The sequence below is a fragment of the Pseudomonas sp. JUb52 genome, from assembly GCF_004341115.1.
Classification (GTDB): Bacteria; Pseudomonadota; Gammaproteobacteria; order Pseudomonadales; family Pseudomonadaceae; genus Chryseomonas; species Chryseomonas oryzihabitans.
The window spans coordinates 314381-328660 of the sequence record NZ_SLYS01000004.1 but is presented as its reverse complement, the minus strand read 5'-3'; the positions used below and the strand labels follow the sequence as shown (position 1 = coordinate 328660).

Here is a 14280-nt window from a genome sequence, read left to right as displayed (position 1 = left end):
GGTGGTCATCTTCCTTGCGGCTGAGAATGCTGCGGAGGCAGCCCCTCAGGTGCGTCGACTGCTGCGTTCCTTGAGATAGATGGGCAGGATGCTTAGCGCATCGTGCACGTACCGCTTGGCCAGCCGCTTGGGCTCCGAGCACATCCGATGCAGCCATTCCAGCTTGGCCTTCTGCATCCAGCGCGGCGCCCGCTTGACGGTGCCGACGGCGAACAGGATGGAAGCGCCGATGCACAGGCCGACGCCGGTGCGCCTGCTGCTGTCGATCTGCCGCGCGAGCTTTTCCTGACGTGGAGCCCCGACGGCATAGAGGATGAACTCCGACGGATTCTGCATCACGAAGTCAACGCACTTCTGCGTCTCCAGCGGATCGTTGATGAAGCCCATCGGCGGGTTGTAGTGCGCCAGCTGGATATGCGGATACATCCGCCGCAGCTTGCCCACGTCGTTCTCGCTCGAACCGATCAGCACCACCGACAGGCGTTCATCGTTGGCCTTGCGCAGAATGCTCAGGGTCAGATCGCTGCCAGTGATGACCTCGGGTACGGCGACGCCCAGCGACTTGAGAATGGGCAGCAGGATCCGGCTGTCGCAGATGCGTTTACCGGCGCGCTGATAGGACTCGCGCATGTCGGGATTGCTCTGCAGCTGCACGACATGGTCGATGTTCGGCGTGACGATGTAGCTGTAGGGCCGATGGATGTCCTGACTGATCGAGCTCATCAGCTCGTCCTTGGTACCGGTGAAGAAATCGATACCGAAAGCTTGGGTGCGTAGGTTAGACATGCATCGTCGCTCCCTTGAAGGCGCCCTTTACGCCGGACCAGGCTAGTTTCGGATTCTTGAATTCCTTGAGCACGGTGATGCCGGACAGCAGCACGGCGGAGACCAGTGCGTAGGGGGTGCCGTGGAATTTGCGATTGAAACGGGTCGCTGCGCGATTACGGAAGTAGTGGTAGAAGGCGCTGCGGCCGCCAGAGCTCATGGAGCCATAGTGATAGAGCTGGCTCTCCCGCGAGACCTTGAGGGCGACGCCCTTGCGCTTGGCCTGGTGCTGCCAATCCACTTCTTCGGAATACATGAAGTAGGCTTCGTCCATGAAACCGATCTCGGTCAGCAGGCTGGCGCAGAAGGCCATGCTGCAGCCCATGATGTAGTCGGGTTCACGATCGAGCTTGGCGATGTCGCTGACGGCGATGTCCTTGCCCAGCAGCTTGGACTTGCCCAGCAGCGGATAGAGGATGCCGCCGCCATAGCATTCCAGGCGACCGGTCTGGGAGCTCAGGATCACCGAGCCGACGATGGTCTTGGGCGCGCGCTGCAGCTCGGCCAGCAGCGGAGCGAAGGCATCGTCCTTGACATAGGCGTCGTTGTTGACGACCCAGAAATGCTTGACCGCCAGGTTGTCCAGCGCCCAGCGCATGCCATAGTTGTTGCCACCGGCATAGCCGTCGTTGCGCGGACTGGCGAGCACGGTGACCTGGCTCAGGCCGTTGTCGGCCTGCCAGCGTTGCAGGACGTCGATGGAGCCGTCCTGGGAATCATTGTCCACCACCACCGCGTGATCGATGGACGGGCAGTGCTTGAGGATGCTCTCCACACAACTGATGGTTTCGTTGGGGGCCTTGTAGTTGAGCACCATGACTACGTTCATTGGCGTGTTCCTATTCTTCAGAATCATCAATCCGGTACAGCGTCGAGATCCAAGGCTGCCAAGCGTGGCCGGGTTCAGGAGCGAACCCTTCGAAATCGCTGTGTGAGGTAGTTTCTTGTTCGATGCGCCTGTACGAATACTGCCGCGATCCCTGAAGGGATTGGCTGGACGGCGATCAGGCCGTCCAGCCGGGGTAGTGCATCAGCTCTTGGCGTTCTGCTCGTAAGAGTAGTGATAGTTGCCATAGGAGCCGTAGTTACTGGCCTTGCGCTCCACGGCGTTGAAGATCACGCCCTTGAGCGGAATGCCGTTGAGGTCGAAGCGGCGCTTGGTCGCCTCAAGCTCCTTGACACTGTTCACGCCGAAACGTGCGACGATCAGGCTGGTACCGGCGTGGCTGCCGATGATGCCGGCCTCGGTCACCGCCAGGATCGGCGGGGTGTCGATGATCACGATGTCGTACAGCTCGCTGAATTTCTTCAGCACGGTGGTGAATCTCAGGCTCATCAGCAGTTCCGACGGATTCGGCGGGAACTGGCCGCAGGAGACGAAATCCAGGCTGCCGACTTCGGTCTTCTTGATGGCGTCGTTCAGGGCGATGCGGCCACTCAGCAGATCGGACAGACCGTCCTGCTGCTTGGTGTTCATCAGCTTGTGCAGATAGCCCTTGCGCATGTCACCGTCGATCAGCAGGACGCGTTGACCGGACTCGGCAATCACCGCGGCCAGGTTCGAGGACACGAAGGACTTGCCGACGCCCGGGCTGGGACCGGAGATCATCAGGATGTTGTTCTTGGCCTCGATCATGGCGAAGTGCAGGCTGGTACGCAGGCTGCGCAGCGCCTCGGTGCTCAGATCGGTCGGATGAGTGAGGGCGGTCAGCGAGGACTCGCCCGGCTTCTTGGTGCCCAGTACCTTGGTGGTATCCGCCTGGTTCTTGCTGTAGGGGATCGAGGCGTAGACCGGCAGACCGATCTGCTCGATGGCTTCCGGGGTCTCGACACCGCGACGCAGGGTGTGACGGGTGTAGACGATGGCCAGGCCGACGATGCCGCCCAGGATGATGGCGACGGCGATGATCAGCGGCTTGTTGGGGGCGGACGGATCGTCGACGTTGGCGTTGGCGTTGTCGATGATGCGGACGCTACCCACGGTACCGGCGCGAATGACTTCCAGCTCCTGGGCCTTGTTCAGCATGAGCGCATAGGTCTGGCCGGTCACTTCGATGTCGCGGTTCAGGCGCAGCAGTTCCTGCTGGGTTTCCGGCAGCACTTCGACGCGCTTCTGCAGCTTGGCGCGCTCGGCCTGGAGTTGGCCCAGCTGGCTCATCAGCGCCTGGTAGGCCGGGTGCTGGCGAGTGAACTTGCGATCCATCTCGGTGCGCTTGAGGTTCAGCTCGGAGATCTGGTTGTCCAGGGCAACGGTCTGTTCCAGGACGCCCTTGGTCTCGCTGTCGATATCGACCGACTTCTTGTTGGTCTGGTAGTAGTTCAGCGCGGACTGGGCCTTTTCCAGGTCGGATTTCACGACCGGGATCTGGGCACGCAGGAATTCCAGGCTCTGGGTGGACTCGGCGGCGTTGCGATCGATGTTCTGCTGAACATAGATGTCCGCGACTTCCTGGACGATGGCCTGGGCCTTCAGCGGATCCGGATCCTGCAGACCGACACCGATGATGCCCGACATCTTGCCGCGCTCACCGGCGACGATGCGGCCCTGGTATTCCTGGATGGTCTTGGAGAAGCGCTTCTTCATGATGGTGAATTCGGTGCCCGGGCGAGCCTGCAGCGTAGCCACCTTGATCTGGTAGCCGGCATTGCTCACCGGCTGACCGAGGCCACCGTGCAGCACCACTTCGTCATCGGCATTGAAGACGGTGAAGTTCTGGTTGTCTTCGACCTTCAGCTTCATCGGCTTGTCGAGGTTGCTGTCCGGCACTTCCAGCTGGTCGATGACCAGTTTCTCGCCGCCCCAGGCGAAGCTGTTCAGGCCGAGCAGGGGAGAGGCGACATCGGTGTCATTCTGCGGCTCGAAGCGACGCGCGACGAAGTTGCCGATCAGCGGGAAATAGCGCGGCTTGACCTCGATATCCAGCTTGAGGTTCTCGATCGCCTTGCCGATCACGGAGCGCGACTTGAGCAGCTCGATCTCGGTCACCGCCTCGGGCATGGGCGGCGGCATGCCGGTGGACTGATCGGTCAACCGGGTAACGCCCTTCTTTTCCAGTTCGATCTGGATCATGGCGTTGGACGAATACATGGGGGTGGCCAGTACGGCATAGCCGATACCGAGCGCAGCGAAAATACCGATTACCGACAGAAGTTGCCATTTGTAATCGATCAACATACCGAAGAGTGCGGAAAAGTTGATATCCGACTCATTCTTAACTTCGGGAGTAAAGCGAGGCATCGTGGTCATGAAATTCCTTCTTCCCTATTTGATGTATGGAAGCCAACTGTTTACACAGCGCGTCAAAAGTATGTGGACATTTTGAAACATCTCTTTAGAAAGGCGATAAGGGTCTGGTACTTCTTGATTGCTCAACCATTTCCCGATCAGAAAAACCTTACCCCTGACTTCAGGAGCAATACTTTCGACGGAGCGTGAGTGAAACTCTTCCATGGTCAAAATCAAATCCGCCTTGCGCAGCATCTCTGCATCCGCCTGGCGAGCTTTGTGGGTCGTGAACTCTATGCCGTTTTCCCCTAGTACCTCTTGAGCGGTCTTCTCGATGCCATGGCCGACCAGCGCCCTGATGCCGGCCGAACCGACCTGGACATCACGGCCTTCCAGCGCCTTGGCCAGTAGTGCTTCTGCGACCGGGCTGCGGCAGATGTTCCCTTCGCATACAACCAATATCGACTTGATCATTCTTCAAAACCTTCCTGTTGTCCGGACAACAGGTATCGACGGCAGATAGCCCAGCAAAGCCTGTTCAGGAGTTGCTCGCTGCCGATGTAATTAGAGTCGGGAGTCCAGGCTCCAGATCGTCGTGCTGAGTAGTGGGGCCAATGGCCCCGGCCAGACTCAGTATGCGTTCTTATTGATGAAGCCTTTGAACAGCGTGAGGAAGATGATCTTGACGTCCCACCAGAAGGACCAGTGGTGGATATAGTCCAGATCGAACTCGACGCGCTTCTGCATCTTGTCCAGGGTGTCGGTCTCGCCGCGCCAGCCATTGACCTGAGCCCAGCCGGTAATGCCGGGCTTCATCTTGTGGCGGAGCATGTAGCCCTGCACCAGCTTGCGGTATTGCTCGTTGTGAGCGACGGCATGGGGGCGGGGACCCACGATGGACATTTCGCCGCGGAGTACATTAATGAATTGAGGCAATTCATCGAGAGACGTACGTCGTAAAAATGCACCAAACGGGGTGATGCGGGAGTCATTCTTGGTCGCCTGGGTGACCTTGGCGCCATTTTCCATGACCTTCATGCTGCGGAATTTCCACACTTCGATCGGCTTGCCGTCCATGCCGTAGCGCTTCTGCTTGAAGAAGATCGGGCCGGGCGAGGTGATCTTGATGCCGATGGCGATGGCCAGCATGGGCAGGGAGATCATGGCCAGGATGATCGAAGACAGCACGATGTCCTCGATACGCTTGACGATGTGACTGGCGCCATCCATCGGGGTATCGAAGATGCTGATGCTGGGCAGGCCATCCAGGCTCTCGCTGCGGGCATGCAGCAGGTGGAACATGAAGATGTCCGGGATGATGTAGACCGAAGCGGTGGTATCGCTCAGCTCCTGGACCAGCCAGTTGATCTTGCTCTGATCGGCCATGCCCAGGGTGATGTAGACCTTGTCGACCTGGCCGGAGCGGACGTCCTGCATGAGGCGATCCAGGCCGCCATTCAGGGCCGGGCTGGGGACGCCCTCTTCGCCGGTGTCCTGGTTGTCGCTGTAGAAACCGGCGATGCGCAGGCCCATCCAGGGGGCGGTGCTGATGGTGTGCGCCAGACGCTGGGCAACCATGCCGTTGCCGGCGATGGCAACGTTGCGGGTGTTGATGCCGGCCTTGCGCAGGGAGTGCATGATCGAGCGCAGCAGCACGCGATAGCCGCACAGCGTACCCAGCGTCAGACCCAGCCAGCCCTGCATCACGCCAGGCGAGAGATAGGACTGGTCGAAGAAGAAGTAGTCCACCATGAACACGGTCGCGAAGGTCAGCACCCAGTAGGTGGCGATCTTGAGCAATTCATCGGTGATGCGCTCACCCCGCCAGGAACCATAGACGTGGTTCAGCTCGGTGAGGAAATGGAAGATCAGCAAGGACAGGAAGATGACGACCCAATGCTCGGGACGCATGCCGGTTTCCGACGCCCAGGTGCCTGCCACGTAGGCGCTCAGCGTAATCACGGCGAGGTCGAGCAGGCGGTGTGCGAGCGAGATTGCCGAGGAATTCGTATGCAAAATGCCGCGTTCTTTCAAATTCATGGTTCCATCCTTGTGCGTATACCGTGCACGAACTTTCAACTGGGCGAGGCAGCTACCAGCGTATGAAATGTTCACTATGGCGCTCTAGGACCGATGACTGACCACCGATCGCTAAATGCCATGATGGCTGTAGCGACGTTAGGACTCGGCACTGATTAAGAGGTTCACACGGTAGAAAGGCGGGAAGGCGCTGTCGAGTTGGCCCAGATCAGGGCAAATAGCACGCCAGTCGAGCTGCGGCGGAGGAGGGGAAGTGAAGAAGGGGGGAGTGCGTCACAGCGCGGGCGGGCGGCTGGCACACTTCTCTCGCATCAGGGTGCGATGAGTGGCTTGCCCGGGCAGCGGAAGGGAGGAAAACGTTCCGTCGGACTTGAGAGTGGGATGCAGGAATTGTGAGCTGTTTCACCAAACAATGAGACAGCCAGACCGGTCAGGTCAGGTGTAGGCCAGTCCCTGGCCTGAAACACGCCTCAATGGCGGTGGTGGGACTGAAAACTCAGGGGGGAGTTGACGGGAAGGCTGGAGATCTTGGAGTGCCAGGCTGAGTTTCTCGAGTTGTCGTGCGAGAACAGCAGGAAAGACCAGCTGACGAGGAGGGAGGCCACCGCAAGCCAGGGCAGCTGGGCTTGGGCGAAGACGAGGCAACCGGCAACGCCGGTCCAAACGGGCAGGTAGTAGCGCATTTTTGTTATTCCTGCTTTTTTTGCGAGATTGCAACCTAACTATTGTGCAGACTTTGTGAGAAGTCCATCACCAAAAGGTATTTTTTACACTCCTTCGCTCAGATTCCGACAAACGTGCAGGATAGAGCGGCTGTAGGCCTATGCCGAGCGGGGTTTCTCCGCCCTCAGCAGCAGATTTCGGGGTGTCAGGCTGGCCGGACAGAAGGTCCCCAGCGTCACACTGTAACCTTGCTCCTGTAGGAACAGCGCCTGGTCCAGCACCAACCAGAGCTCCAGCGGACGCCGGAACAGGCCGCGCAGCAGTTCGAGATTACGAACTTCCGCCAGCCGCTGGAAGCCCCGTTGTTCCCAGAGCGGCCAGTCGATCCCCGCGGGAAGCTTCAGCGCCTTGCGCCGCGCCAGCTCCGCACCGAACGCCGAGAAGGGTTGGCGCAGCCAGTGGCTGGGTAGCGGCGGCGTATTGAGATAGACGTCGCGCCCACTGAGTTCGCGTTGCAGGAGATCGAATCCCAGGCGTCGCGCCATGGACAGGTCCCTGTCCCGCCGCACCCGCTGCCCGCCGGTGACGGTTTCGCAGAGCGCCAGGCGCAGGGCTTCGCGGTCCAGGCGCAGCGCCGAGGCCTGCGCCGCAGTGGACAACGGGTCATACACCTCGGCAGAGATGCGGTCATAGCAGCAGGGCGCCAGGGCAAGTTGCTGACAGCCGCGCGCTGCCGTCACCCTGAGCAGCCGGGTGTGCAGGTCGCCGCAGGCGTGCAGGGCGACGGGCGTGTCACGGCTGCCGAGTTGGTCGCCTGCCAGCGGTTGGAGCACATCGGCCTGATAATGGTGCACAGGAGCTTGGCCCCGGTAGCTGAGCCTTTCGCCCTCCTCGACAAGGGCTGCGTCGACCTCCAGGCAGGCGGCTGGCGCCCCTTGATGGGTCAGGTGTCTGGCCAGGTGGCCCTTGCCCGCGCACCAGTCGACCCAGCGCTGCACCGGTTGCCTGAAGTCCAGCTTGCGACTGAAGGCTTCTATCTGCAGCCACTTGCGCCCCGGCACATCGACGTCTTGCCTGCCGGACAAGGTGCGGCCAGGAGCGTCTTGATATTCGTGGACCCCACTTAGCGCCAGCGAGGTCTCCGCCAGGGAGCGGAAGGGTTCAGGTGCAGGCAGCAGCTGGGGCGTATTATGGGCGGCCTCGGCTTCCTCCAGACTGCGGGCCCGCAGCCAGCGGGCCAGCTCCGGATGGCTCGACTCCCAGGGCAACTTCCGCTCGACGAAGGGTCTGGGTCGCCACAGGTGCTGATGCCGGGTCAGAAAGCGATCCAGGTCGGTAAAGCGTTCGAGGAAAGCGGCGGCGAGCATGATGGCATTATGCAGTGACGGGATTGGCAGGAAGGCAAGGCCTGGCCACTATTGTCACTTCGCCCGGGCATGCTTGGGTATCGAAATTTTCCGTGCCTGGCCTTGTGTCAGGCTGCGCTGCCGATGCATCTCCATTTGACGTTCGAAGCGTGGCTTTCGGCTGCCGCAGGGCGCGCGGCCGAACGACGACCGTGGGTCAGTTAGATGAATCGATTTATCTCAAAGCCGGACATCCGGTCGTGTGACCACTACTTGTCGCGCTAACATTGTCTGTTCGGTATACCCCAGAAGGAAAATTCCATGAAGCCAACCTCCCCGCACAAGCTGCGTCTAGCGTTTAGAGCCCTGCTGAAATCGGACAGCTGCTATCACACGGCGTCCGTCTTCGATCCCATGTCGGCGCGCATCGCCAACGATCTGGGTTTCGAAATGGGCATCCTCGGCGGGTCGGTGGCTTCCCTGCAGGTGCTGGCCGCACCGGACTTCGCCCTGATCACCCTGAGCGAGTTCGTCGAGCAGGCCACGCGCATCGGGCGGGTCGCCCGGCTGCCCATCATCGCCGACGCCGATCACGGCTACGGCAATGCGCTGAACGTAATGCGCACCATCACCGAACTCGAGCGTGCCGGGGTGGCTGCCCTGACCATCGAGGACACCGTGCTGCCGGCCGGGTATGGCCGCAAGTCCACCGACCTAGTGAGCGTCGAAGAGGGCATCGGCAAGATCAAGGGCGCACTGGAGGCCCGTATCGACGAGGCCCTGAGCATCTTCGCCCGGACCAATGCCACCGAATTGAGCACCGAGGAAGTCATCTCCCGCACCAAGGCCTACGAGGCAGCGGGTGCGGACGGTATCTGCATGGTCGGCATTCGCGATTTCGCTCATCTGGAAGAGATCACCCAGCACCTGAGCGTGCCGGTGATGCTGGTGACCTACGGCAATCCCCAATTGCGCGACAACGCCCGCCTGGCCAAGGCCGGGGTACGGGTGGTGGTGAACGGGCATGCGGCCTACTTCGCGGCGATCAAGGCGACCTATGACTGCCTGAGAGAGCAGCGCGACATCACCGCATCCGACCTGTCCGCTTCCCAACTCTCCACCAAGTACTCGACACTGCAGGAATATCGAGTCTGGGCGCGGGAATTCATGGACGTGAAGGAGTAACGATCAGGCGGTGCTCAGCGAGCTCGGCTGCAGGGCCTTGCTGGGAAAGGGCGTCACGATCTCCAGATCCAGATCGGCGGGCAGATGCAGCGCAGCGACCCGCGCTTCGACAAAGGCGCGCATTTCCTGACGGAAACGCTTGGTGGCGAAGCGCTCGGCATTCTGCCGGCACGCCTGCTGGCTGATCGGCGTTTCCAGGGCCTCGAACTGACGCACGGCGGCGCATAGCGAAGCTGCTGTCTGCTCCGGATAGAAGACGCCGGTGGGCTGTTGCGCATCGAGGCCGCGCACGGTTTCCAGGACGCCACCCCGGCCATAGGCGATGACAGGGGTACCGCAGGCCTGGGCTTCGATGGGGGTGATGCCGAAATCTTCCTCGGCGGCAAAGACAAAGGCCCGCGCTCTGCGCATGTGGTCGAGCAGGCAGTCGAAGTCCTGGTAACCCAGCAGGGTGACGTTGGGGCCGGCGACTTCCTTGGCCTTCTCGAATTCGGGCCCGGCGCCGATCACCACCAGCTTCTTGTCGGGCATCGAGCTGAAGGCCTCGACGATCATGGGCATGCGCTTGTAGGGCACCATGCGCGACGCCGTGAGATAGAAGTCGTCCTTGCCGCCGCTGGGCGTGAAGCGGCTGATGTCGACCGGCGGATAGATGACCTTGGCTTCGCGGCGATAGGCCTTGCTGATGCGTCGAGCGATGAAATGGGAATTGGCGACGAAGGCATCCACGCCGGCGGCGGTGCGCTGATCCCAGATGCGCACATAGTGGAGGATGACGCGCGCCAGCTTGCCCTTGAGGCCGCGGTCGAGACCGGCTTCCTTGAGGTACTGGTGCTGCAGGTCCCAGGCGTAGCGGATGGGCGAGTGGACATAGCTGATGTGCAGCTGGTCCGGACCGGTCAGGACACCCTTGGCCACCGCATGGCTGCTGGAGATGATCAGGTCGTAGCCGGACAGGTCGAGTTGCTCGATGGCGTGCGGCATCAGCGGCAGATAGGTCTGATAGCGCTTCTTGGCCTGGGGCAGGCGCTGGATGAAGGTGGTCGTCGCCTGCTTGCCCTGCAGTTGCGCCCGATCTTCGTCCGAGAGGAAGTCGATCACGCTGAACAGGTCTGCCTCCGGCCAGATATCGAGCAGTTCAGCGAGCACGCGTTCGGCGCCAGCAAAGGTTACCAACCAATCGTGAACGATGGCGATTTTCATGTCGTCTTCCTTAAGCGTGAAATGAAATCAAGTGCTGGTGCTGAATCATGGAGTGCGGGTCTTTCTGGTCACTGCATATCCCCAGGGCAGCCGGGTAATCTCGATGTCGTCCGAAGCGCTGTCGAGTTCGTGCAACTTGATGGTTGGGCTTTGTGCAAAGACGGCGTCTGTTGCAGGCGTTTCGAAAAACTCAGCCTTCTCGGGGCGCTCCACGGTCTCTGCCGCGGTGTCGTCCGAGCTGCTGTGCAGCCGGTGGCAATCAGCGACCTGAAGGACGCGCCCGGACACACTCGAGTCGTCGAGCGTCAGGGGTACAGAGGAACGGCTCTGGCCTGCCATGGCGTTGCTTGTCTCTTCCATGAGTTCTTGATCGCTGAGTTGTTGTTGTGGGGTCGTTTCAAGCGGCCCTGGCCGTGGCCTTCGTGGTGGTCGCCAGGGCGCTGTCCAGCAGGTCGGAGACCTTGCTTGCCGAGGTCTGCCAGTTGAAGCGCTGGATGTTGGCCAGACCCTTGGCGCGGAGCGCCTCCCTGAGCGGTGCGTCCTGGAGGATGGTGCGCATCGCCTGGGTGATGCTGGCCGTCTCGTAGGGATCGAAGTAGAGGACGCTGTCCTGCAGCACTTCCGGCATGGAGGCGGTGTTAGCCGAGATCACCGGACAGCCGCAGGCCTGGGCTTCCAGGGGCGGGATGCCGAAGCCCTCGTAGAGCGACGGAAAGACGAAGGCGGTGGCCTGGCGATACTGGCGCGCCAGTTCGGCATCGTCGATGCGGCCGAGCAGCCTGACCCGCGAATCCCTGGCGGCCAGGGTCGCCAGGTCGTTCTGGCCGAACACGGCGTGGCTGTCGCCGACGATGCGCAACTCGACCTTCAGATCCCGCGGCAGGGCGGCGAAGGCGTCCAGCATCCGCGAGAAGTTCTTGTGGTAGCTGGGTGAGGACACCGCCAGCAGATAGGGAGTGTCGGCGCGGTCGATCCGCGTCTCCAGGGTGAAGGCATCGGCGACGGCGTTGGGAACCACCGTGATCGAGTCGCTCGGATAACGATAGAAGCGCGAGATCTCGTCCCGGGAGAATTCACTCACGGTGATCAGGGCATTCGAGCGCTTGAGCAGCATGGGGATCAGGCAGCGGTACGAGGTGCGGAATTTCCACGAATAGCTCTCGGGAAAGCGCACGTAGTTGATGTCGTGATGGGTGGCGATCTGGTTGGTGTAGAGCAGCGGCGCCGTGCTGCACAGCGACAGCAGCAGGGGGCTGCCCTGGCTCTTCAGCCAGTTCGGCAGATCCCATTGCTCCCAGCGCTGCCCCTGGCGGGTGCCGATGACTTCGATGCCCAGCCGTTTGGCCACCTCGGGCCTGACGGCGCCGGGCGGTGCGACGAAGCGCAGGTCGGATCTCAGCTTCGCCAGCTCCAGCGAGATGCATTCCGCGAAGCGCTGAACGCCGCGAAGATCCTGGGTGATGAAGCGGGAATTGACGATGATCATGATTCTGCCCGTTGCCGTGACCTGGGTGGATCAGTTGGAAAGCTGTGTGTGAGGTACGAGAAGCGGCTTGGTGGAGCCGTGTCGCGCCTTGCCCAGGACGTCTTCGAAGAGCGCCTGGTACTGGTCGAGCATGGTGTCCATGCTCAGCAGATCGGCCACCGCGGTGCGGCTCAGCAGACTCAGCCGCTGGCGCAGCTCGGTATCGTCATGCAGGCACTGCAGGGCGCGGCCCAGGGAGTCGCGGTCGTCAGGGTTGCAGAGCAGCCCGTTGACGCCATCACGGACGATCTCCGGCAGACCGCCCATGCGGGCGGCGATGACCGGCTTCTGGAAGGCGCAGGCCTCGACGGCGACCATGCCGAAGGGCTCGGCCCACAGCGACGGCGCGACGAAGACGTCGATGTTCCGGTAGAAGGCTTCGGGCTGCTGATAGCCGACGAAGCTGACCTTTTGCGGATCGGCCATGGCCTTGAGCTGGGCTTCGTAGTCCAGCTGGCCCTTGCCGGCGATGGTCAGGGTCGCGTTGAGCGACAGCCGCTGGAACTGCTCGAGCAGCCAACCCACGCCCTTGTTTTCCGACAGGGTGCCCATGTAGCCGAAGCGGACGACGCCGTCCGGATTGGGGGTCGCGGTCTCGACATTGCTGCCGGCGATCAGGCTGGCGTTGTGGATGACCTGGCGCGGAACGCCGCTGAAGTAGCCCTTGTTCACGATGGTATCCAGCAGGTACCGGCTGACGCCGACGACGGCATCCACCTTGGCGGACTGCTCGGCGTGGGGTCGGCGCAGGGCTGCGCAGCTGCCACAGAGTTTCTGGCAGCTCTGGCCCTTCTTGAACAGGGTGTTCTTCGGGCACAGCAGGTACATGTCGTGCAGCACCTGCACGATGGGCACCCCGCTGGCGCGGATCTCGTCCCAGGCCGCGACCGACCAGCCGGACAGGTTGTGGCATACCACCAGGTCCGGCTTTTCCTGTTGCAGCACCTGGCGCAGGGGCGCCCGCATCGCGCTGTTGTACTGGTCGCGAAAGTGCCAGCCGAAGCGCGCCAGCGGACCGGGGCGCTGCTGGGTCAGGGGCCAGTAGAAATTCTTCAGCCCGGCGCGATAGACGCGAACGTCGTTCACCGTCTCCTGCCGCACACCCTGCCCGGGACCGGTCACCAGCACGGCCACGTCGTGACCGCGCTGCTGGAAGCCTTCCACGCTGCGTTGCAGGATGAGCTCCGCGCCACCGCCCACATGGGGCGGATAGAAGCTGTTGAGAAAGAGCAGTTTCATAGCGGGTAGCTGCGGTTTATCCCCAGGGCGCCGGTTTCGCCGTCCTGGACCGCCCGCTGGATCAACGCCAGGCGCTGACGGCTCTTGTCGTCGCGGGCGAACAGCTTGAGCAGGGTGTGGAAGACGTAGCGGTTGAGGCTGTACATCGGCCGGGAGCTGGCCCAGACGTTCTTGTCGAACCAGGCCTGGTTGCGCGCGGCGTAGTAGGCGCGGAAGTCCGAACCGGCCTGCAGGTAGTTCTGGTAGACGTTGCTGGTGCCTTCCTTGATGTTCCAGGAGTGCTCCAGTTCTTCGAGTTCCGCCTCGGTGACCATGAACAGCTTTCCGCCGGCCTGGGTGATGCGGTAGGTGTACTCGGTGTCGTCGGAGTAGAGCACCAGCTCGCGCAGGGGCAGGCCGATGCGCTCATAGAGGCTGCGGTGGGCAAGCATGCCGCCATAGGGGGCGAAGGGCAGCTCGACCAGGGCTTCCGGCTGGCCACCACGCGGACGGCCCCAGGGCAGGCGGCGCCAGATCTTGTAAGGGATGCGGGCCACGTGGAAGCCGAAATAGCTCGAGCGCGGCTGGGTGATCATCTTGGTCGGGATGCACTGGGCGATGTCGGCCTGCTGGGTCGGCCGGTAACCGAGCACGGCGACTTTGTCGTGGCCATGGACGGCGCCGAGTTCAGCGAGGCGACGATGCAGGACGTCGAGGGCATCGCCCAGCGGGGCATTGTCGTCGTCCATCATCCAGATATGGGTGGTGTCGGTGGCCAGGGCCGCTTCCAGGGCCACGGCGTAACCGTTGGCGGAACCGGTGTTCTCGCTCAGGGTGATTACCTTGACCTGACCGGGCCAGCGGGCTTCGAGGCTATCCAGCGACACCGTCGCCGCATTGCTCACCACGATGACCTGGTGAATGGTGCGCTCGGCCAGGGCGCGGGTGACGAGCTGCTCCAGGTAGCAGAGGCGATTGCCGTAGGTGACGGTAACGACCGTGGTTTTGCATTGCATGAAGAGACTCTCCAAAGGGCCTTGGGTACTGGG

General features: G+C 61.8%; 13 protein-coding genes. 1 reads left to right on the top strand and 12 read right to left on the bottom strand.

Annotated elements, in window-relative coordinates; genetic code table 11:
- Positions 1-45: 45 nt before the first annotated feature.
- The 7 genes from EC839_RS09435 to EC839_RS09405 form a co-directional block, all read right to left on the bottom strand.
- Complete coding sequence (locus EC839_RS09435; protein WP_007161402.1) at positions 46-786, bottom strand: WecB/TagA/CpsF family glycosyltransferase; 741 nt, start codon at positions 784-786, stop codon at positions 46-48.
- Entirely contained in the window at positions 779-1654 is an 876-nt protein-coding gene (locus tag EC839_RS09430) for a glycosyltransferase family 2 protein (protein WP_007161401.1), read from the bottom strand. The genes EC839_RS09435 and EC839_RS09430 overlap by 8 nt, the downstream gene beginning before the upstream one ends.
- A 201-nt stretch (positions 1655-1855) precedes the next feature.
- Positions 1856-4072, bottom strand: coding sequence for a polysaccharide biosynthesis tyrosine autokinase (locus EC839_RS09425; protein WP_007161400.1), 2217 nt, complete (start codon positions 4070-4072; stop codon positions 1856-1858).
- Positions 4073-4087: 15 nt separating this feature from the next.
- Positions 4088-4525, bottom strand: a complete 438-nt coding sequence (locus tag EC839_RS09420) for a low molecular weight protein-tyrosine-phosphatase (protein ID WP_007161399.1) — start codon at positions 4523-4525, stop codon at positions 4088-4090.
- Between the two features lie 156 nt (positions 4526-4681).
- Positions 4682-6091 carry an undecaprenyl-phosphate glucose phosphotransferase gene (locus EC839_RS09415; protein ID WP_007161398.1) on the bottom strand — a complete coding sequence of 470 codons (1410 nt, stop codon included), beginning with the start codon at positions 6089-6091 and terminating at the stop codon, positions 4682-4684.
- A gap of 470 nt (positions 6092-6561) precedes the next feature.
- On the bottom strand, positions 6562-6774 hold the full coding sequence (locus EC839_RS09410) for a hypothetical protein (protein ID WP_007161397.1): 213 nt from the start codon (positions 6772-6774) through the stop codon (positions 6562-6564).
- A 138-nt stretch (positions 6775-6912) separates the two neighbouring features.
- The gene (locus EC839_RS09405) at positions 6913-8121 is read right to left on the bottom strand and encodes a methyltransferase (RefSeq protein ID WP_007161396.1); all 1209 of its coding nucleotides are present in this window, start codon (positions 8119-8121) and stop codon (positions 6913-6915) included.
- 300 nt (positions 8122-8421) lie between these two features.
- Here EC839_RS09405 and EC839_RS09400 point away from each other — a divergent pair, with 300 nt between their 5' ends.
- Positions 8422-9285 (top strand): oxaloacetate decarboxylase, encoded by an 864-nt coding sequence (locus tag EC839_RS09400; protein WP_007161395.1) that lies wholly within the window; start codon positions 8422-8424, stop codon positions 9283-9285.
- A 3-nt stretch (positions 9286-9288) separates the two neighbouring features.
- On the opposite strand, the gene EC839_RS09395 is transcribed toward EC839_RS09400, so the two are convergent.
- Genes EC839_RS09395 through EC839_RS09375 form a run of 5 tightly spaced genes read right to left on the bottom strand, consistent with a single transcriptional unit; the run spans position 9289 to position 14247 of the window.
- Entirely contained in the window at positions 9289-10488 is a 1200-nt protein-coding gene (locus EC839_RS09395; protein ID WP_007161394.1) for a glycosyltransferase family 4 protein, read from the bottom strand.
- A 45-nt stretch (positions 10489-10533) separates the two neighbouring features.
- On the bottom strand, positions 10534-10848 hold the full coding sequence (locus EC839_RS09390; RefSeq protein ID WP_100168985.1) for a hypothetical protein: 315 nt from the start codon (positions 10846-10848) through the stop codon (positions 10534-10536).
- Between the two features lie 37 nt (positions 10849-10885).
- On the bottom strand, positions 10886-11974 hold the full coding sequence (locus EC839_RS09385; RefSeq protein WP_007161392.1) for a glycosyltransferase family 1 protein: 1089 nt from the start codon (positions 11972-11974) through the stop codon (positions 10886-10888).
- A 30-nt stretch (positions 11975-12004) separates the two neighbouring features.
- Positions 12005-13252 (bottom strand): glycosyltransferase family 4 protein, encoded by a 1248-nt coding sequence (locus tag EC839_RS09380; RefSeq protein ID WP_007161391.1) that lies wholly within the window; start codon positions 13250-13252, stop codon positions 12005-12007.
- On the bottom strand, positions 13249-14247 hold the full coding sequence (locus tag EC839_RS09375) for a glycosyltransferase (RefSeq protein ID WP_007161390.1): 999 nt from the start codon (positions 14245-14247) through the stop codon (positions 13249-13251). Before EC839_RS09375 ends, EC839_RS09380 begins: the two co-directional genes overlap by 4 nt.
- Between the last annotated feature and the right edge of the window lie 33 nt (positions 14248-14280).